General features: G+C 74.4%; 19 protein-coding genes. 13 read left to right on the top strand and 6 right to left on the bottom strand.

Annotated features, from left to right (window positions below; all coding sequences use genetic code 11):
• Window positions 1-5 precede the first annotated feature (5 nt).
• Window positions 6-602: a DUF4291 domain-containing protein gene (locus tag VKK44_RS15410; protein ID WP_343441778.1), complete on the bottom strand. Its 597-nt coding sequence runs from the start codon at window positions 600-602 to the stop codon at window positions 6-8.
• 74 nt (window positions 603-676) lie between these two features.
• Between VKK44_RS15410 and VKK44_RS15405 the strand changes: the two genes are divergently transcribed.
• The gene (locus VKK44_RS15405; protein ID WP_343441777.1) at window positions 677-1,171 is read left to right on the top strand and encodes a type II toxin-antitoxin system PemK/MazF family toxin; all 495 of its coding nucleotides are present in this window, start codon (window positions 677-679) and stop codon (window positions 1,169-1,171) included.
• 58 nt (window positions 1,172-1,229) lie between these two features.
• Here VKK44_RS15405 and VKK44_RS15400 read toward each other — a convergent pair whose 3' ends face one another.
• Window positions 1,230-1,865, bottom strand: a complete 636-nt coding sequence (locus VKK44_RS15400; RefSeq protein ID WP_343441776.1) for a GGDEF domain-containing protein — start codon at window positions 1,863-1,865, stop codon at window positions 1,230-1,232.
• Between the two features lie 221 nt (window positions 1,866-2,086).
• Here VKK44_RS15400 and VKK44_RS15395 point away from each other — a divergent pair, with 221 nt between their 5' ends.
• From VKK44_RS15395 to VKK44_RS15365, 7 genes are all read left to right on the top strand, one after another.
• Window positions 2,087-2,344 (top strand): DUF397 domain-containing protein, encoded by a 258-nt coding sequence (locus VKK44_RS15395; protein ID WP_343441775.1) that lies wholly within the window; start codon window positions 2,087-2,089, stop codon window positions 2,342-2,344.
• A 158-nt stretch (window positions 2,345-2,502) separates the two neighbouring features.
• Window positions 2,503-3,336 carry a helix-turn-helix domain-containing protein gene (locus VKK44_RS15390; protein WP_458351539.1) on the top strand — a complete coding sequence of 278 codons (834 nt, stop codon included), beginning with the start codon at window positions 2,503-2,505 and terminating at the stop codon, window positions 3,334-3,336.
• A gap of 94 nt (window positions 3,337-3,430) precedes the next feature.
• A complete protein-coding gene (locus VKK44_RS15385) occupies window positions 3,431-4,276 on the top strand; it encodes an SAM-dependent methyltransferase (protein ID WP_343441773.1) in 846 nt (281 codons plus the stop codon).
• Between the two features lie 72 nt (window positions 4,277-4,348).
• Window positions 4,349-5,773, top strand: a complete 1,425-nt coding sequence (locus VKK44_RS15380) for a serine/threonine-protein kinase (RefSeq protein ID WP_343441772.1) — start codon at window positions 4,349-4,351, stop codon at window positions 5,771-5,773.
• Between the two features lie 105 nt (window positions 5,774-5,878).
• Complete coding sequence (locus VKK44_RS15375) at window positions 5,879-6,631, top strand: DedA family protein (protein WP_343441771.1); 753 nt, start codon at window positions 5,879-5,881, stop codon at window positions 6,629-6,631.
• A 126-nt stretch (window positions 6,632-6,757) separates the two neighbouring features.
• Window positions 6,758-7,591, top strand: coding sequence for a hypothetical protein (locus tag VKK44_RS15370; RefSeq protein WP_343441770.1), 834 nt, complete (start codon window positions 6,758-6,760; stop codon window positions 7,589-7,591).
• 16 nt (window positions 7,592-7,607) lie between these two features.
• Complete coding sequence (locus VKK44_RS15365; RefSeq protein WP_343441769.1) at window positions 7,608-8,579, top strand: pirin family protein; 972 nt, start codon at window positions 7,608-7,610, stop codon at window positions 8,577-8,579.
• A gap of 281 nt (window positions 8,580-8,860) precedes the next feature.
• On the opposite strand, the gene VKK44_RS15360 is transcribed toward VKK44_RS15365, so the two are convergent.
• Window positions 8,861-9,130, bottom strand: coding sequence for a DUF2795 domain-containing protein (locus VKK44_RS15360; protein ID WP_343441767.1), 270 nt, complete (start codon window positions 9,128-9,130; stop codon window positions 8,861-8,863).
• Between the two features lie 143 nt (window positions 9,131-9,273).
• On the opposite strand from VKK44_RS15360, the gene VKK44_RS15355 reads away from it, so the two are divergent.
• Window positions 9,274-9,681 (top strand): DUF2267 domain-containing protein, encoded by a 408-nt coding sequence (locus VKK44_RS15355; protein ID WP_343441766.1) that lies wholly within the window; start codon window positions 9,274-9,276, stop codon window positions 9,679-9,681.
• Between the two features lie 362 nt (window positions 9,682-10,043).
• Here VKK44_RS15355 and VKK44_RS15350 read toward each other — a convergent pair whose 3' ends face one another.
• Window positions 10,044-11,192, bottom strand: coding sequence for a CaiB/BaiF CoA transferase family protein (locus VKK44_RS15350; protein ID WP_343441765.1), 1,149 nt, complete (start codon window positions 11,190-11,192; stop codon window positions 10,044-10,046).
• A 253-nt stretch (window positions 11,193-11,445) separates the two neighbouring features.
• Here VKK44_RS15350 and VKK44_RS15345 point away from each other — a divergent pair, with 253 nt between their 5' ends.
• The 4 genes from VKK44_RS15345 to VKK44_RS15330 all read left to right on the top strand — a co-directional run bounded on the left by VKK44_RS15345 (window position 11,446) and on the right by VKK44_RS15330 (window position 14,213).
• Window positions 11,446-12,480: a TerC family protein gene (locus VKK44_RS15345; RefSeq protein ID WP_343441764.1), complete on the top strand. Its 1,035-nt coding sequence runs from the start codon at window positions 11,446-11,448 to the stop codon at window positions 12,478-12,480.
• Window positions 12,481-12,548: 68 nt separating this feature from the next.
• Window positions 12,549-13,139 (top strand): sulfite oxidase-like oxidoreductase, encoded by a 591-nt coding sequence (locus VKK44_RS15340; RefSeq protein WP_343441763.1) that lies wholly within the window; start codon window positions 12,549-12,551, stop codon window positions 13,137-13,139.
• Window position 13,140: 1 nt separating this feature from the next.
• Window positions 13,141-13,902 (top strand): ferredoxin reductase, encoded by a 762-nt coding sequence (locus tag VKK44_RS15335; RefSeq protein WP_343441762.1) that lies wholly within the window; start codon window positions 13,141-13,143, stop codon window positions 13,900-13,902.
• Window positions 13,903-13,919: 17 nt separating this feature from the next.
• Window positions 13,920-14,213: a DUF6510 family protein gene (locus tag VKK44_RS15330; protein WP_343441761.1), complete on the top strand. Its 294-nt coding sequence runs from the start codon at window positions 13,920-13,922 to the stop codon at window positions 14,211-14,213.
• An 18-nt stretch (window positions 14,214-14,231) separates the two neighbouring features.
• On the opposite strand, the gene VKK44_RS15325 is transcribed toward VKK44_RS15330, so the two are convergent.
• Window positions 14,232-15,926: a glycosyltransferase family 2 protein gene (locus VKK44_RS15325; RefSeq protein WP_343441760.1), complete on the bottom strand. Its 1,695-nt coding sequence runs from the start codon at window positions 15,924-15,926 to the stop codon at window positions 14,232-14,234.
• Between the two features lie 168 nt (window positions 15,927-16,094).
• Window positions 16,095-16,739, bottom strand: coding sequence for a C39 family peptidase (locus VKK44_RS15320; protein ID WP_343441759.1), 645 nt, complete (start codon window positions 16,737-16,739; stop codon window positions 16,095-16,097).
• Window positions 16,740-17,036: the final 297 nt, after the last annotated feature.

Raw genomic sequence — 17,036 nt, 5'->3', positions numbered from 1 at the left:
GGGGTTCAGTCAGCGTCGATCACGCGGGCCACGTCCGCCGGCAGCGGGTAGGGCCGTTCCCGCGGGAGCAGCGCCGCCGCGCCGGCCTCGTCGCCGGCGGTGAGCCGGCCGTGCACGGACCGGGCCAGCGCGGTGACGTCGGTGAGCCCGACCAGCCACTCGTCGACGTACCGCCGGACCGCCTCGCCGGAGAGTCCCACCTGCACCGATCGGTAGGGCAGCGGGGCCGACCGCAGCGACCGTTCCGGGTCCCACTGCACGCGGACCGGGCTGGCCCGCAGCTCGCGTCGCCAGGCGTCCCGGTCCGGGTGCAGCCGTGGGTCGTGGCCGCTGAGGCAGGCGTGCCGCAGCGCCCACTCGAACCCGGCCCGGCTGATCTCGACCGCGAGCACCCGCTCCTGCCCGGGCTTGAGCGCCCAGCCGCAGCGGTACATCATCCACCGGAACGACGGCTTGATCCACGTCATCCGCTCCCGCTTGAACGGCGGCACGAACCGGCCGGCGGCCAGCGCCGCGTCGGCGATCTCCGCCGGGTACGCCTGGTAGACGGTGACGGTGCCGGCGGTGAAGGCGGCCCGGATCTGGTGGCGGGAAACGGTCACCGCTGCATGGTGGCGAACCGGGCGGCCGGGCCGCCACCGGATTCCCCGCGCACCGACCCGCTAGGCTGCCGACCGTGGCAGGTCTGTTGAGGAACGTGGCGTCCCGGCTCGGTCGGATCACCGGGGGCGCCGCCGCGCCCGCCCGCCCGAGCGGGCCGATCCCGGCCCAGGTCGCGCGCCGGCGCCAGGTCAGCGCGTTGCAGCGCCGCGAGCTGTCGTACGCGCCGGAGCCGGACGGGCAGGCCGACCCGGGGGAGATCGTCTGGACCTGGGTGCCCTACGAGGACGACCCCCGGCAGGGCAAGGACCGGCCGGTGCTGGTTGTGGGCCGGCAGAGCCGCACGTTGTTCGGGCTGATGCTGTCCAGCCAGAGCGAGCGGGACGGCCAGCGGCACTGGCTGTCGCTCGGCCCGGGGGAGTGGGACCGGGACCAGCGGCCGAGCTGGGTCCGCCTGGACCGGGTGCTCACCATGCGCGAGGACAGCATCCGCCGGGAGGGCGCGGTGCTGGACCGGCCCCGGTTCGACCGGGTCGGCCAGGCGCTGCGCGCCGGCTACGGCTGGCGCTGACCGACCGGGCCGGAGCCCACGCGCGCACGCCGGGCCGGCCGGCTGACCGCCGACGGGGTCAGTGCTCGGCGACGAGCTGGCGCGGTGGGCGGACGGCGCCGAGCGTCTTCGCCTCGTACATGGCGGCGTCGGCGCGGCACAGCGCGTCGGCGAGCTGGGCGGGGCCGTGCACCGGGGCGAGCCCGACCGAGGCGGTGACCCGGATGCTGCGCCCGCCGAGCGGGATCGGCGCGGCCAGCGCCTCGCAGAGCCGGCGGGTGGCGTGCTCGATCCAGCGCCGGTCGGGTGTGGGGCTGGCCAGCAGGCCGGCGAACTCGTCGCCGCCGAGCCGGGCCACCAGGTTGTTGCCGGCGAAGGCGGCCAGCCGTTGGGCCACGCTGACCAGCACCTGGTCCCCGGCGGCGTGCCCGTAGCGGTCGTTGACCTGTTTGAAGTCGTCCAGGTCGAGCACCACCGCCACCAGGGGCTGGCCGGCGGGGTCGGTGAGCAGGGCGGCGGCCAGTCGGAAGAAGGCGCGGCGGTTGGGCAGCCCGGTCAGCGGGTCGTGGCTGGCGGCGTGCCGCTCGGCGGCCAGTTCCGCCTGGAGCAGTTCGAGCTCGGCCTCGGCGCGCACGGCCCGGCGACGGAGCTGCCAGGCGGAGAGCAGTGCGCCGGCGGCGGAGATGCTGGAGGCGACGGTCATCGGATCCGGCACGCGCCCTCCTCACCAGTCCCCGGCCGCGCACAGCGGCTTCCGGGGGCCGGGTTCAGGTCACCGAACGTGAGCGACCCGGCACACCGTACGTTCGGCTATCATGCTCGCTGTCCATTGCAGATGCAATAGCAGATGCACGTGCATCTCACTCCTCAGTCGACAGACGTCGCCACCCACCGCCCCTCCCCGCGGCCTCGGCTGGCTCTTCCCGAAGGACGCCCATGCAACAGCCCCCGAACGGCGTACCCGTGACCGAGTTGCCCCCGATGCGGTGGTTGAAGAGTCGCCGCAGCAATCCCAGCGGCAACTGCGTCGAGCTGGCCGAACTGCCCGGCGGCAGCGGCATCGCGGTACGCAACTCCCGGCACCCCGACGGGCCGGCGCTGATCTACACCGTGGACGAGATCGCGGCGTTCGTGCTCGGTGCCCGGGACGGGGACTTCGACCACCTGATCCCACCGTCCCGTACACGGGACTGAATCCGCCGTCCGGAGGAGTTCACCTCACTGTCGGTTCATGGCATGCTTACTCGTCGGCCGGGAGGGCACCCGGTCGGGAGCAGCCGGGATGCGAGGGCGGTCAGGTGGTGGCGGTGCCCGTCGAGGGTGGACCGACAAGTGGTCCCACGGTCCTGCGCATGCTGCTCGGGGCGCAGCTCCGCCGTCTGCGGGAGGGCGCCGGGGTCAGCCGGGAGAGCGCCGGCTGGGAGATCCGCTCCTCCGAGTCCAAGATCAGCCGGATGGAGCTGGGCCGGGTCGGCTTCAAGGAACGCGACGTCGCCGACCTGCTCACGCTCTACGGCGTCACCGCGCCGGACGAGCGCGCCGCGCTGCTCAAGCTGGCCCGGGACGCGAACAGCCCGGGTTGGTGGCACCGCTACGGCGACGTGCTGCCCGCCTGGTTCCAGTCCTACCTGGGGCTGGAGGCCGCCGCCGCGCTGATCCGCACGTACGAGGTGCAGTTCGTGCCCGGCCTGCTACAGACCGCCGCGTACGCGCGGGAGGTGATCCTGCTCGGGCACCGCGGCGCGGCGCCGGCGGAGCTGGACCGCCGCGTCGACCTGCGGATGGAGCGCCAGGAGCTGCTGCGTCGCGCCAACCCGCCGCAACTGTGGGCGGTGCTGGACGAGGCGGTGCTGCGTCGGCCGATCGGTGGCGCCGCGGTGATGCGCGAACAGCTCGACGCGTTGATCGAGGCGACCGCCGCGCCGCACGTGCGACTCCAGATCGTCCCGTTCACCGCCGGCGGGCACGCCGCCGCCAGCGGCGCCTTCAGCATCCTGCGCTTCGGCGACGCGGACCTGCCGGACATCGTCTACATCGAGCAGCTGACCAGCGCCATCTACCTCGACAAGCGCGACGACCTCGACTACTACGCCGAGGCGATGGAGCGGTTGTGCGTCGAGGCCGCGCCGCCGGAGCGCACCCGGGAGCTGCTGGCCCGCGTCCGCGACGAGCTCTACCCGGCCTGACCGCCGCCGTGGCGGGCTATACCATGACCGGCGTACCGGAGACAGTGGACGCACGCCTCCCCGCAACGGCGGCGTGCGAGTCGTGGAGGCGGCCTTGACCAGCGAGACGAGCGGCACGGCGACCGAGCCGGGCCACCCGGCCGACCGGATCGACACCTCGGTCGCCCACCCGGCCCGGCGGTACAACTACTGGCTCGGCGGCAAGGACAACTTCCAGGCCGACCGGGAGTCCGGCGACGCGATGGCCGCCGCCTTCCCGACGATCCGGCTCAGCGCGCTGGAGAACCGGCGGTTCCTGCGGCGCGCGGTCCGGTACCTGGCCGCCGAGGCGGGCATCCGCCAGTTCCTCGACATCGGCACCGGCATCCCGACCGCGGACAACACGCACGAGGTGGCACAGGCCGTCGACCCGAGCGCCCGGGTGGTCTACGTCGACAACGACCCGATCGTGCTGGCCCACGCCCGGGCGCTGCTCACCAGCTCGCCCGAGGGCGCCACCGCCTACCTCGACGCGGACCTGCGCGACCCGGAGAAGATCCTCGCCCACCCCGAGCTGCGCCGCACCCTCGACCTGTCCGAGCCGGTCGCGTTGATGCTCGTCGCGGTGCTGCACTTCGTGCCGGACGCGGACGACCCCTACGCCACGGTCGCCCGGCTGCTGGACGCGCTGCCGGCCGGCAGCTACCTGGCCGCCTCACACGCCACCCACGACCACCTGCCGGCCCAGCTCGCCGACGAGGCGAAGGCGGCGGCCCGCGGCGGCCCGCACGGCACGATCAACCTGCGCGGTCGGGACGAGTTCGTGCGCTTCTTCGACGGCCTCGAACCGGTCGAGCCGGGCGTCTGCTCGGTCGCCGAGTGGCGCGCCGACGATGATCCCGAGCTGCGGCCCTCCGCGGCCGACGTCAGCATGTACGGCGGGGTGGCCCGCAAGCCCTGACCGACGCGTCGGCCGGCGCGAGCCGGATGCGGGTTGGTGCGGTCCGGGGGTGGGCAGGCAGACTGGGGCATCATGTCGTCGTTCACGCCCGATCTCCGGCTGCACGACCGGTACGTCCTGCGCGCGCGCATCGGGCTCGGCGGGATGTCCGAGGTGTGGCGCGCCGACGACGAGGTGCTGCACCGCCCGGTCGCGGTCAAGGCGCTCGCCGGCCGGCTCGCCGCGGACCCGAACCTGCGGGCCACCATCCAACGCGAGGCCCGCGCCGCCGCGCGACTCACCCACCCGCACGTGACCCAGGTGTACGACTACGGCGAGGCCACGCTGCCCGGCGGGGTGGTGACGCCGTACCTGGTCATGGAGCTGGTGGCGGGGCGGACGCTGGCCGACCGGTTGGCCGGCGGGCCGCTGGCCTGGCCGGACGCGCTCCGGACGGCCGGGCAGGTCGCCGCCGCGCTGGCCGCCGCGCACCGGATCGGCGTGGTGCACCGGGACGTGAAGCCGGCCAACGTGATGCTCACCGAGACCGGCGCGAAAGTGCTCGACTTCGGCATCGCCGCGCCGGCCGGCCCGCACCGGCCGGTCACCGGGCCGGTCGGTGAACCGCTGGCCGGCACCCCCGCCTACTTCGCCCCGGAACGACTCGATCCCGGGCCCACCCACCCGGCCGGCGACGTCTACGCGCTCGGCGCGCTGCTCTACCGCAGCCTCACCGGCCGGCCCCCGCTGCCGGTGCGGACCTGGGACGACGTGGTCGACCTGCGGGACCGGCGACCCCCGGTGCCGCCGCTGCGGGTGCCCGGGCTGCCCGCCGACGTCGCCGACCTGGTGCTGGCCTGCCTGGCTCTCGACCCGGCCCGGCGACCCACCGCCGCCCAGGTCGCCGACCGGCTCGGCGCCGGCCGCCCGGTCGACCCGCCGACCGCGCTCCTGCCCACGGTGCCCCCGGTGGCGCATCCCGCCACGCTGATCGAGCGGCCCGCCGTGGCGGCCCGTCCGGTCCCGCCGGCCCGCCCGGAGGTCCCATCGAACCGGCTCACCGGCGTGCTGGTCGCCGGCGCGGTGGTGCTGCTGCTCGCGCTGGTCGGCGCGCTGGTGTTCGACGGCCGCTCCGGGACGCCGCCGGCCGCCACGGCGCCCGCCGCCGCCCCACCGCCCGCGCCCGCGTCGAGCAGCGCCCGCCCGGCGCCGACCCGCGCCGCGCCGTCGTCGGCGGTGGCCGAGCCGGTCACCGCCCGGCAGCTCGCGGACCGCTTCACCGAGCTGCTGGACCGGGCCGAGGCGGCCCGGCTGATCGACCGCAAGACCGCCGACGACCTGCGGAAGAAGGCCGCCGAGCTGGACCGGGGGAAGCTCAAGGACCGCACCAAGCGGGTCGAGGAGCTGCACGAGCGGATCGAGGACGCGGCCGACGACGACAAGCTCGACGGTGCCACCGCCGCCGCGCTGCGCCGGCTGCTCGACGCCTACGACCGGCTGCGTGGCGACGGAGGCTGACCGTCCCGCACCGGTCGGCGACCGGCCCGGCCGGGGCGCGGGTCGGGCCCGGAACCGGCGCCGCTTTCCGTGGTCGCCGGCCGGAGTGCCCCGTACCGTGGTCGGATGATCGGAAACGCACAGCTGCTCGCCGGCCCCCGGGTGAGTGCCGCGCGGGCCGCGGAGCCGGCCGGCGAAGGACCCGTCGGCTGGGTCACCGGCCTGGTGGAACGTCTCGGCGGCCCCGGGGCCGGGCTCGCGGTGGCCCTGGAGAACCTGTTCCCGCCCATCCCCAGCGAGGTCATCCTGCCGCTGGCCGGGTTCACCGCCAGCCAGGGCCGGATGAGCCTGTTCGGCGCGATCGCCTGGACCACGCTCGGGTCGGTGCTGGGCGCGCTGGCGCTCTACTACGTCGGGGCGGCGCTCGGACGGGACCGGATGCGCCGCCTGGTCGGCCGGCTGCCGCTGGTCAAGCTGGCGGACGTGGACCGTACCGAGGCGTGGTTCCTCCGGCACGGCGTCAAGGCCGTGTTCTTCGGCCGGATGATCCCGATCTTCCGCAGCCTGATCTCGATCCCGGCCGGCGTGGAGCGGATGCCGGTGCCGGTGTTCCTGCTCTTCACCGCGCTGGGCAGTCTGATCTGGAACACCGCGTTCGTGCTCGCCGGCTATCTGCTGGGCGAGAACTGGCACGTGGTCGAGGCGTACGTCGGCACGCTCCAGAACGTGGTCATCCTGGCGGTCGTGGCCGGCGTCGGCTGGTTCGTGGTGAGCCGGGTCCGCCGGTCCCGCCGGTCCACCCCGGAGGCCCCGCCCCGGCCGGGCACGGTCTACCGGGGCGGCTGGTACGGAACCGACGACGACCAGCAGGCCGGGTAGAGGCGGCCGGTGCCGGTGCCGGCGGTCCAGACGGCCGGGTCGCGGTCAGCACGTCCCGCCGCCGGAATGAACCGTGGCGGAAACGGAGACGTATGACCCGGTGGGGACCGGCGAGAGGGGACGACCATGACGGCATCCGGGGACGACGCCGACCTGCCCGACACACGCTGGTCCGGGGCCGCCCGCTGGCTGTCCGCCGCCGCCGTGCTGGTGGTCGTGCTCGGCGCGGTGGCGGTCGCGGTGACGCTGTCCAACCCGGCCCGCCTCGGGGTGGTCTTCTCCGGCGGTCCGCCGCCCTCGCCGGCCACCGACGTGGGCTCCGGTGGCGTCGGTGGCGCCGAGGTGGCCGCCGCCGAGACGCTCACCGCGCCGCGCGGTGACCGGCGGCAGGCCGAGTTCGAGCTGGTCGACGGTCTGACCAGCTTCACGCTGCGGGCCGCCGACCTCGGTGACGACCTCTACCGGATCGGCGCGCCGGACGACGCCGGCGTGACGCCCCGCCCGCAGGTGGCCGGCGACCGGGTCCGGCTGCGGATCGCCGAGAACGGCCGTTCCGGGCCGGCCGCCGTCGAGGTGGTGCTCAACGCCCGCCTGACCTGGCGGGTACGGCTGGTCGGCGGCGTCCGTGAGCAGCGGCTCGACCTGGGCGCGGCCCGACTCGCCGGGATCGAGCTGGTCGGCGGCGCGTCGCGTACCCGGTTGCGGTTGCCCCCGCTCGACGGCACGCTCACCGTGCGGATGACCGGCGGGGTCAGCGACCTGAGCGTGGCCGTGCCGGGCCGGCCGCCGGTCCGGGTGCGGGTGGCGTCCGGCGCCGGCTCGCTGGCCGTGTACGACGAGCGCCGCGCCGGCATCGCCGCCGGGGATCTGGTCAGCTCACCGGGCTGGGACCGGGCGGCGGACCGGCTCTACCTCGACCTGGTGGCCGGTGCGAACGCGGTGAGCGTCACCGCGGACTGAGCGTACAGTTCGGGCGGTGGACCGTACCGAATCGTTGCCCGCGCAGACGCTCCCACCCGGCGTCGGCGCCACCGATCCGGGCAGTGTGCTGCTGCCCGGGCACGACGTCCCGCTCGGCCGCTACACCACGGTGCGCCGGCTGCTGCCGCAGCGGCAGCGGCGGATGGTCGGCGCGTGGTGCTTCGTCGACCACTTCGGCCCGGACGACGTGGCGCAGCGGCCCGGCATGGAGGTGCCACCGCACCCGCACACCGGGCTCCAGACCGTCACCTGGCTGCTCGACGGCGAGATCCTGCACCGGGACAGCCTCGGCAACGTGCAACCGATTCGTCCCGGCCAGCTCAACGTGATGACCTCCGGCCGGGGCATCGCCCACTCGGAGCGCTCACCGCTGGTCCATCCACCGCTGATGCACGGCGTGCAGCTCTGGGTGGCGCTGCCCGACCCGGCCCGGGCCGGCGACCCGGACTTCGCCCACCACGCCGAGTTGCCCCGGTGGCGCGACGGCGACCTGGACCTGACGCTGCTCGTCGGGGAGTTCGGCGGGGAGCGCTCGCCGGCCGTCGCGCACACCCCGCTGCTCGGCGCGCAGCTCGAGGCGCGCGGTCCGGCGTCGGCCACGCTGCGGTTGCGCCCCGACTTCGAGTACGGGCTGCTGGCGATGTCAGGATCGGCCGAGGTCGACGGGTTGGCGTTGGCCCCCGGCGCGTTGCTCTACCTGGGCGCCGGCCGGACGACGGTGACGCTGCGCGTCGCGCCGGGCAGCCGGCTGCTGCTGCTCGGCGGCGCACCGTTCGACGAGCCGCTGGTGATGTGGTGGAACTTCGTCGGCCGGTCGCACGAGGAGGTCGCCGCCGCGCGGGAGGACTGGATGGCCGGTCGCCGGTTCGGCACGGTCGCCGACGACGCCGCGCCGCCGCTGCCCGCGCCCGCGTTGCCCACCACCCGGCTCAAGGCCCGCGACCGCAGTGGCGGCCTCCGCGGCTGAGCGACGTGCCCCCGGACACACTTTCCCGGATCTCACCCGTTCGGCTGATGGCACGTCGTATGATGATCGTGGCAGTGATGCCCGCCCGGTTCGGGCGAACATCCACCGCCTGGTGATCGCGACCCGATTCGGGCGCGCACCGTCAGGGCCAGGTGTTGCGTGGCGCCCCAGGTCGCGGTTCGTGACCCGGGGCGCCCGCCTGTCGACGGACCCCCACCCACGGTGTGCCCGGGCACGGCGTCGCGCCCGGCCGCGACGCGACCGGGCGGCGCCGGACGGGCTCAGATCCGGCGTACGTGCTGCGAGACGCGTGGGTGGTCGTCCCGGGCCTGGGCCGCCCGCTGCGACCGGCTGACCTCGGGGGCCGCGTCGATGCCGGCCGACCGCGCCACCTCGGTGCCGTTGGCGTAGTCCACCGGCGGCAACGCGCGCAACGCCCGCAACACGTCCGGCGGCGCGCCCTCCCGCTCCGCCTCCCGGATGACGTCGTCCTTCTCCGCCGGGTAGTCCAGCGCGGACAGGTACTCAAGGACGTCCGAATAACTCGCCATGGGTCGGGCTCCTCGCGCCAGTTGTCGGGTCATGACCGCGCGGCGGTTACCCGTAGCGCGGCGGCTCACGCCCCGATCTCCCGCTGTTTCGGTCGCGCCGGGGCGGGTAGCCGCTCCGCGCGCACCGAAGGGGGGTACCACCCATGGACCACCACACGTTCGTGGCCCGGGTCGCCCGGCTCACCGGGACCGCCGAGGACCGGGCCGCGACGCTCACCGCCGCCACGCTGGAGACGCTGGCCGAGCGGCTGACCGGCGGCGAGGTGCTGGACCTCGCCGCGCAACTGCCGAAGCCGCTGTGGGGGATGCTCAACCCCCATCCGCACACCGAGGCGGCCGAACGGTTCGGGGCGGCCGAGTTCGTCGCCCGGGTCGCTCGGCGGGCCGACTGCGACGAGAACGTCGCCCGAGGCGCGGCGCGGGCGGTGTTCGCCACGCTGCGCGAGGCGATCAGCGGTGGCGAGTTCGCCGACGTGGTGGTGCAACTGCCCCGCGACTACCGGGACATGGTGGAGCCGGCCCTCGCGCCGGCCGCCACCCGCCGGCGCTGACGTCGGCCGGCGTGGACGTCGGCCGGCGGGGACGTTGGCCGGCGGGGACGTTGGCCGGCGGGGACGTTGGCCGGCGTGGGATCGGCCGCGTCGAAGGTGGATACCGTCCGTCACGACGGCCGGACCCGTCGCGGTCACCCGGAACCGCCTTTGCTCTGCAGCCACCGGCGCATCCCGCACGGGGAGTAACGGCGCCGGCTCGACCGTCGCCGCGCCTTCACGCCTGCAAGGCCAGGTCAAGGCCCCGCTGCGTCGGTGGCTGCAGAGCAAAGGCGCCGACAGCGACACCCGTCACCCGCGCCGCGCGGAAACGGACAGTGACCGCAGCGGGGGCTACCGTCAGTGAGATCCGCGGTGCCCGCTCACCCGACCGCGCCGGCGGCGCGCAGCGCGGCGATCCGGGCGGCGTCCACACCGGCGTCGGCCAGCACCTCGTCGGTGTGCTCGCCGGGCCGCGGTGGCGGGCGGCGCACCGCGGTCGGCGTGGCCGAGAAGCGCGGCGCCGGGGCCGGCTGGACGACCCCGTCCGGCGCGACGAAGACGTCCCGGGCGGCCAGGTGCGGATGCCGGGGCGCCTCCGCCCAGTCGAGCACCGGCGCCACGCAGGCGTCCGTGCCGGCCAGCAGTTCCGCCCACTCGTCCCGGGACCGGGTCCGGAACAGCCGCGCCCAGGCCGCGCGCAACGCCGGCCAGTTCGCCGGGTCGTCCCGGTCCGGGGCGTCGTCGCCGTCCACCGGAAAGCCGGTGAGCCGGACCAGTTCGGCGTAGAACTGCGGCTCCAGCGCGCCCACCGCCACGTACCGCCCGTCGGCGCACTCGTACGTGTCGTAGAACGGCGCGCCGCCGTCGAGCAGGTTCACGCCCCGCGGGTCCTGCCAGAGGCCGAGGCCGCGCAGCGCGTGGATCTGGGTGGCCAGCACCGACACACCGTCCACGATGGCCGCGTCGACCACCTGGCCGGGTGCCCCGCCGCGCACCGCGTACACGGCCGCGACCACGCCCAGGGCCAGCATCATGCCGCCGCCGCCGAAGTCGCCGAGCAGGTTCATCGGGGGCACCGGACGCTCGCCGGCCCGGCCCACCCCGTGCAGCGCGCCGGTCAGCGCCAGGTAGTCGATGTCGTGGCCGGCGGTCCGGGCGAGCGGCCCGTCCTGCCCCCAGCCGGTCATCCGCCCGTACACCAGTCGCGGGTTGGCGGCGAGGCACTCCCGCGGGCCGAGGCCGAGCCGCTCGGCCACCCCCGGGCGGAATCCCTCGACCAGCGCGTCCGCGCCGGCCACGAGCGACAGCAGCAGCTCCCGGCCGTCCGGGTGTTTCAGGTCCAGCGCGATCGAGCGCCGGTTGCGGTTCAGCAGGTCGCCGGGGAACGCGCCGAACCCGCCGCCGCCCACCCGGTCCACCCGGACCACGTCCGCGCCCAGGTCGGCCAGCATCATGGCGGCGAACGGCCCCGGGCCGATGCCGGCCAGCTCGATCACCCGTACGCCGGTCAGCGGTCCGGAGTTGGTCACCCGCGTCACCCTAGGTGTCCGAACCTCACGACGCCACGGCCCGAAGGCCCCCACAGCGGTTGACCAGGGCAATCACCTGTGCCCCGACTTGGCGTCCGGCTCCGGTTGGCCTAGCCTTGGAGTCGCGAGGGGAGTACTTCCCACGAACCATTCCGGTCAGTACGGCGAGCCCCCGGGGCGAGCCTCGGGTGGTTGCCCACGAAACCGTGGGTGAAGGAGACCTCGAACATGACACGGTGTTCGAGGAGGCCCCATGACCGAAGTGTCCTACCTGTCCGCCGCCGAGCTGTCGTCGGTGGGCACGCCCACGCTGTGGGCGGTGACGATCGCCGGCGTGCTCGCGCTGCTGGTGCTGGACTTCCTGGTCACCCGCAAGCCGCACGAGGTCTCCATCCGGGAGGCGCTCGGCTGGTCGGCCTTCTACATCGCCCTGCCGCTGGCCTTCGGCGCCTGGATCTGGTCCCGCTACGGCAGCCAGCAGGGCGTCGAGTACCTCACCGGTTACCTGGTCGAGAAGTCGCTCTCGGTCGACAACCTGTTCGTGTTCATGCTGCTGCTGGCTGCGTTCGCGGTGCCCGCCGTGCTCGCCCAGCGGGTGCTGCTCTACGGCATCGCCGGCGCGCTGGTGCTGCGCGCGATCTTCATCGCGCTCGGCGCCGCCGCCCTCCAGACGCTCGACTTCGCCTTCCTGCTCTTCGCGCTCATCCTGATCGCCACCGCGGTCAAGCTGCTGCGCGACGCCCTCTCCGGGCACGAGCAGGAGGTCGACATCAACAAGATGCGGTCCGTGCGGCTGCTGCGCAAGGTCATGCCGGTGGTCGAGGAGTACCACGGCACCCGGATGACCATCCGGCAGCAGGGCCGGCGGGCGCTCACCCCGTTCGCGCTGGTCGTGGTCGCGGTGCTGGCCACCGACATCGTCTTCGCGGTCGACTCGGTGCCCGCCGTCTACGGCATCACCGAGGATCCGTACCTGGTGTTCGCCACCAACGCGTTCGCGCTGCTGGGCCTGCGGGCGCTCTACTTCGTGCTGCACGCGGCGCTCAGCCGGCTGGTGCACCTCAGCTACGGGCTCGCCGTCATCCTGGCGTTCATCGGGCTCAAGCTCGGCCTGCACTGGGCGCACGGCATCTGGAAGGGCGTACCGGAGATCCCGACGCTGGCCTCGCTCGGCGTGATCATCGGGGTTCTGGTGATCGTCACCATCACCAGCCTCCGCGCCACCCGCAGCAGCGGCGACGGCGACCGCACCGTCGTGCACGAGACGCAAGGCGGGGACCCCGCTTAGCGCCCGCCTTGCACCCGGAACCCGTTCCTCGGCGCTACCGGGGGTGATAGGACTGACGGGTGGGAATCGTGTCGCCGGGATTTCAGGGCCGGCCCCGTTCGTCCGCGCCGGACCTGCCACCGGGGCAGTACCTCACCGAGGACTTCCCGGTGCTCTCCGCCGGCCCGACGCCGCGCGTGGCGCTCGACACCTGGGAGTTCGTGCTGACCAGCGAGACCGGCGCGGAACACCGCTGGTCCTGGGACGAACTGATGCGACTGCCGCAGGACACGCCGACGGTGGACCTGCACTGCGTGACCCGCTGGTCCAAGCTCGGCACCACCTGGCAGGGCGTCTCGCTGGACACGCTGTTCGACGGCGTGGACACCGACGCGCGCTACGCGCTGGCCCACTCGTACGGCGGCTACACCACCAACCTGCCGCTCGACGACCTGCGCGGCGGGCGAGCCTGGGTGGTGCACACGTACGACGGCGGCCCCCTGCCGGCCGAGCACGGCGGCCCGGCCCGGCTGCTCGTGCCGCACCTCTACCTGTGGAAGTCCGCCAAATGGGTGCGCGGCATCCGGTTGCTCGTCGACGACCGACCCGGCTTCTGGGAGACAGCCGGCTACCACGACTACGGCGACCCGTGGCGCGAGCAGCGCTACCAGGGTGACTGAGATGACCGCGCCGACCGCCGGCGGCCGGGTGGTGGCGCCGCTGACCTGGCGGGTGGCCCGACTGGTCGAGCGGCGGGTCGAGACGGCGACCGCCCAGACGCTGGTGCTTGACGTGCCGGGTTGGCCGGGGCACCTACCCGGGCAGCACGTCGACCTGCGCCTGACCGCCGCCGACGGCTACCAGGCGGCCCGCTCGTACTCGCTCGCCGGCCCGGCGCAGGGCGAGCGGATCGAGGTGACCGTGCAGCGGGTGACCGACGGCGAGGTGTCGCCGTACCTGATCGACACGTACGCCGAGGGCGACCCGGTGGAGGTGCGCGGCCCGGTCGGCGGCTGGTTCGTCTGGCAGACCGACGGGACCGAGCCGGTGCTGCTGGTGGCCGGCGGTTCCGGGGTGGTGCCGTTGATGGCCATGATCCGGGCCCGCCGGGCGGCCGGCAGTCGGACGCCGTTCCGGCTCATCTACTCGGTGCGGACCGCCGACGACGTGATCTACGCCGACGAGCTGCGCCGCCGGGCCCGCGACGACCAGGGCCTGGACGTCGCGTACGTCTACACCCGCCGGGCGCCCGAGGGCTGGCGGGGCGAGCCGCACCGGATCGGGCTGGCCGACGTGAACAGTCACGGCTGGCCACCGGCGTTGGAGCCGCTCTGCTACGTCTGCGGTCCGACCGGATTCGTGGAGACCGCGGCCGACCTGCTGGTGGGGCTCGGCCATCCGACGCGGCGGGTGCGGACCGAACGGTTCGGTCCGACCGGCTGACGACCAGAGGAGGGCGCATGACCGAACCGTCGTACCTGGACGGCAACATGCTCGACGGACCGCTGCGCGAACTCCTCGCGGTCGACCTGAGCGCCACCACCGGGCGGTGCGACAACTGCGGCATGACCGGCCCGATGGCCGGCCTGCACGTCTACTCGCACGCCCCCGGCCTGGTCGGGCGGTGCCCGGCGTGCACCGGGGTGATGGTGCGCCTGGTCCGCGCGCCGGAGCGCGCCTGGCTGGACCTGCGTGGCACCACCTACCTCCAGGTGGCCATGCCGCCGGATCAGCGCCTCCACCCAGCCCCCTGACCGGGCGCGCGTCGGGCCTCAGGACGCGACGGTCAGGTGGTCCAGCTTCGCCGGCACGGGATCGGCGTGGTGGTTCGCGTGTTCGGGGGCGCTGTCCGCCGGGGCCACCCCGAGCCGGGGCGGCACGCCGGCCGGAGCCGGCCGCGTCGTCCCGGAGAAGCGACGGCGCAGCCGGCTGACCAGCTGCCCCACGGTCACCGGCACCACGGACAGGACGAGCTGCCCGGTACGCGGATCGACGGTCGCGGCCACCCCGTACAGCCGGGTGCCGTGCCGCAGCAGCCGCGGCCGGCCGGCGGCCAGCCGGGGCGCACGGACCGGCGCGCCGCCACGGCCGTGCCCGCCGTCCACGTCGGCGCGTACCGGATGGCGCTGACCGCTGGCCGCGCTGGCGGCGAGGAGCCGGTCGACCGGGAAGTCGGTGCGCACGGTCCGCCCGGTCGGATCGGTGGCGTCCAGGCGGGTGGTGCCGGCGACCGGACCGGCCACCAGCCGGACCGGCCCGGCCTCGGCGGCGAAGCGGGGGTACGGGCTGCGCGCGGTCACCGTCACGGTCCGCCCGTCGACCCAGCTCACCTCGACGGTGTCCAGTCGGGCCAGCCAGTCGGCGCGTACGTCGGTGACGTCGGTCCACGCGGCCGGGGCGCCCGGGTAGCCGGCGTGCCACCGCCCGGCCTCCACCACCGTGGCCGGTACGCCCCGTTCCGTGTCCTGCGCGATGACGGCCAGCAACTCGTCGACGCCGCCGGCGGTCACCGCGCCCAGGCGCAGCCGGGCCTCGATGTCGAGCCGGTTCCGGATGCCGTCGGTGAGATGACGGTCGACCAGCCGGCGGACCGTCGCGTGCACCCGTTCCTGCGCGGCCCGGTCCAGCCGGCGGAAGTCGTCGCCGACCAGGTTGGCCAGTTCCAGCCCGACGTGCCGGCTCAACACGGCGTCCCGGCGCGGACCGGCCGGGATCAGGTCAGCGACGAACGCGAACAGCCGCTGCACGCTGACCGTCCGCTGCTCGATCCGGCTGTGGTAGGTGATGTTGCGGGCGTCCAGCCGGCGTACCGCGTGGTAGTAGTCGTAGTCGGCGAGCACGGAGATCCGGCGGGCGTGGTGGCAGGCCGCCAGCGTGAACGGCTGGTCGCTGAGGACCGGCATGTCCTCGGGGAACCGCAACCCGAGCCGGTCGACGAGTTCGCGGCGGAACAGCTTGGTGTTCGCCAACGACCAGGGCAGCGCCGAGTCGTACAGGCTCACGTCGACCATGTTGCCGCCGGCGAACACGTCGGCGAAGACGTGCCGGCCGTTGACGCCGACGACCTTGCCGAGCACCACGTCGGAGCCGTACCGGTCGGCGGCGGCGACCAGCCGTTCCAGCGCCTCGGGACCGAGCCGGTCGTCCGAGCCGAGGAAGAAGACGTACCGGCCGGTGGCCAGCTCCAGACCCCGGTTGCAGGGCGCGGCCGGGCCGCCCGAGTTGGCCTGGTGGACCACCCGCAGCGTGCCGGGGTGCCGGGCGGCGAGCCGGTCCAGCAGGCGACCGCTGCCGTCGGTGGACCCGTCGTCCACCGCCACGATCTCCATCCGGTCGTGCCCGATGGTCTGCCGCAGCAGCGAGTCGAGGCAGGGCCGCAGGTAGCGGAGCGTGTTGTAGACCGGCACGACCACGCTCACGTCGGGGCGGATGGTCGGTGGGCGGTCCGTCGCCTCCTCGGCTGCCACAGCTGATCCTCCGTTGGTCGCCCGGCTTGTCCGACGCGACCGAGCGTGGTGGAGCGACCCGTCCGGGTGACGACACCGACGTGACGGCCAGATGACCGGCAGGCAGCCGTTGGATACGCCGAAAGGGCCCGACCCCGTTCGTGGGGTCGGGCCCTTGTCGGTGTTCGCTCAGCTGGTGCTGTAGCCGCGGGTGGCGATCCAGTCGGCGAGGTTGTCGACGGTGATCCGGTAGGAGGCGGTGTTCGGGTTGGCGCTGTCGGCGATGGTGACGGTGGTGCCGTTGTTCTGGTAGCCGACGACGCTGATGTAGTGGCCGCCTTCGAAGGAGTGGGTGCTGCCGTCGGTGTCGGTGGTGGTGCCGGCGATGTTGGCGACCACGGCGCGGCCGTCGTCGACGGTGCGGACGATGTCGGCGCGCAGCTTGTCGGTCTGCGTGTCGTTGGCCTTGGGGTCCTTGATCTCGACCGACCGGTAGGTCTTGCCGGTTTCCTTGTTCAGGACGGGGGTGATGTCGTTGATGCTGTTGGTGCCGTTCTCGGTGGTGCCCATCTCGCGGGCCATGGCGTGCACGTCGATGTTCTTGCCGAGCACGCTGATGGCGTTGCGGGCGGCGGCGGGGCCGCAGTAGTAGAAGTTGGGCTGGGCTTCGTAGCGCACGTCCAACTCACGTTCGCCGCTCGTGCGGTCGGCGACCACGGCGGTCTTCTCGGCGGGGGCGGCGTGCGCGGCGATCGCGGGGCCGGCGATCCCACCGGCGGTCGCGGCGATACCGGCAGCGGTCAGCACAGTGGTACGCAGCAGAGTGGTAGCCATGACAGTGCCTCCCAAAGGGGGGTGGGGGATGACGCGGCCGGGGGGCCGCGCAGGGGGAAAGTCTGAAGGGGTGGGCCCGGCGGCCGAGGGGTTGGCCTGCTCGGGGGCCCGGAGAGGGCCGGTGCGACCGGGGGCCACGCGGGGTGGCCGGGGTCGGCGGCTCAGGGGGTGTAACGACGGCCGGTGGCCGGTCATTCCGACCGGGCTGCCAGCGGCCCAGGGGCCGGGCTCCACGCGGTCTGCCAGGTATAACGCCCCGCCCCCGGCCCCGATTCCCCCGAGCCGGTGACCCCGACC

The sequence above is a fragment of the Micromonospora sp. DSM 45708 genome, assembly GCF_039566955.1.
Classification (GTDB): domain Bacteria; phylum Actinomycetota; class Actinomycetes; order Mycobacteriales; family Micromonosporaceae; genus Micromonospora.
This window is presented reverse-complemented; position numbering and strand designations above follow the sequence as displayed.

What these genes read in the sequence shown, in the direction of transcription:
- VKK44_RS15395 (WP_343441775.1), top strand. Translation starts at nt 2,087, where the DNA reads ATGCAACAGCCCCCGAACGGCGTACCCGTGACCGAGTTGCCCCCGATG.
- VKK44_RS15390 (WP_458351539.1), top strand. Translation starts at nt 2,503, where the DNA reads ATGCTGCTCGGGGCGCAGCTCCGCCGTCTGCGGGAGGGCGCCGGGGTC.
- VKK44_RS15380 (WP_343441772.1), top strand. Translation starts at nt 4,349, where the DNA reads ATGTCGTCGTTCACGCCCGATCTCCGGCTGCACGACCGGTACGTCCTG.
- VKK44_RS15375 (WP_343441771.1), top strand. Translation starts at nt 5,879, where the DNA reads ATGATCGGAAACGCACAGCTGCTCGCCGGCCCCCGGGTGAGTGCCGCG.
- VKK44_RS15370 (WP_343441770.1), top strand. Translation starts at nt 6,758, where the DNA reads ATGACGGCATCCGGGGACGACGCCGACCTGCCCGACACACGCTGGTCC.
- VKK44_RS15360 (WP_343441767.1), bottom strand. Translation starts at nt 9,130, where the DNA reads ATGGCGAGTTATTCGGACGTCCTTGAGTACCTGTCCGCGCTGGACTAC.
- VKK44_RS15355 (WP_343441766.1), top strand. Translation starts at nt 9,274, where the DNA reads ATGGACCACCACACGTTCGTGGCCCGGGTCGCCCGGCTCACCGGGACC.
- VKK44_RS15345 (WP_343441764.1), top strand. Translation starts at nt 11,446, where the DNA reads ATGACCGAAGTGTCCTACCTGTCCGCCGCCGAGCTGTCGTCGGTGGGC.
- VKK44_RS15335 (WP_343441762.1), top strand. Translation starts at nt 13,141, where the DNA reads ATGACCGCGCCGACCGCCGGCGGCCGGGTGGTGGCGCCGCTGACCTGG.
- VKK44_RS15330 (WP_343441761.1), top strand. Translation starts at nt 13,920, where the DNA reads ATGACCGAACCGTCGTACCTGGACGGCAACATGCTCGACGGACCGCTG.
- VKK44_RS15320 (WP_343441759.1), bottom strand. Translation starts at nt 16,739, where the DNA reads ATGGCTACCACTCTGCTGCGTACCACTGTGCTGACCGCTGCCGGTATC.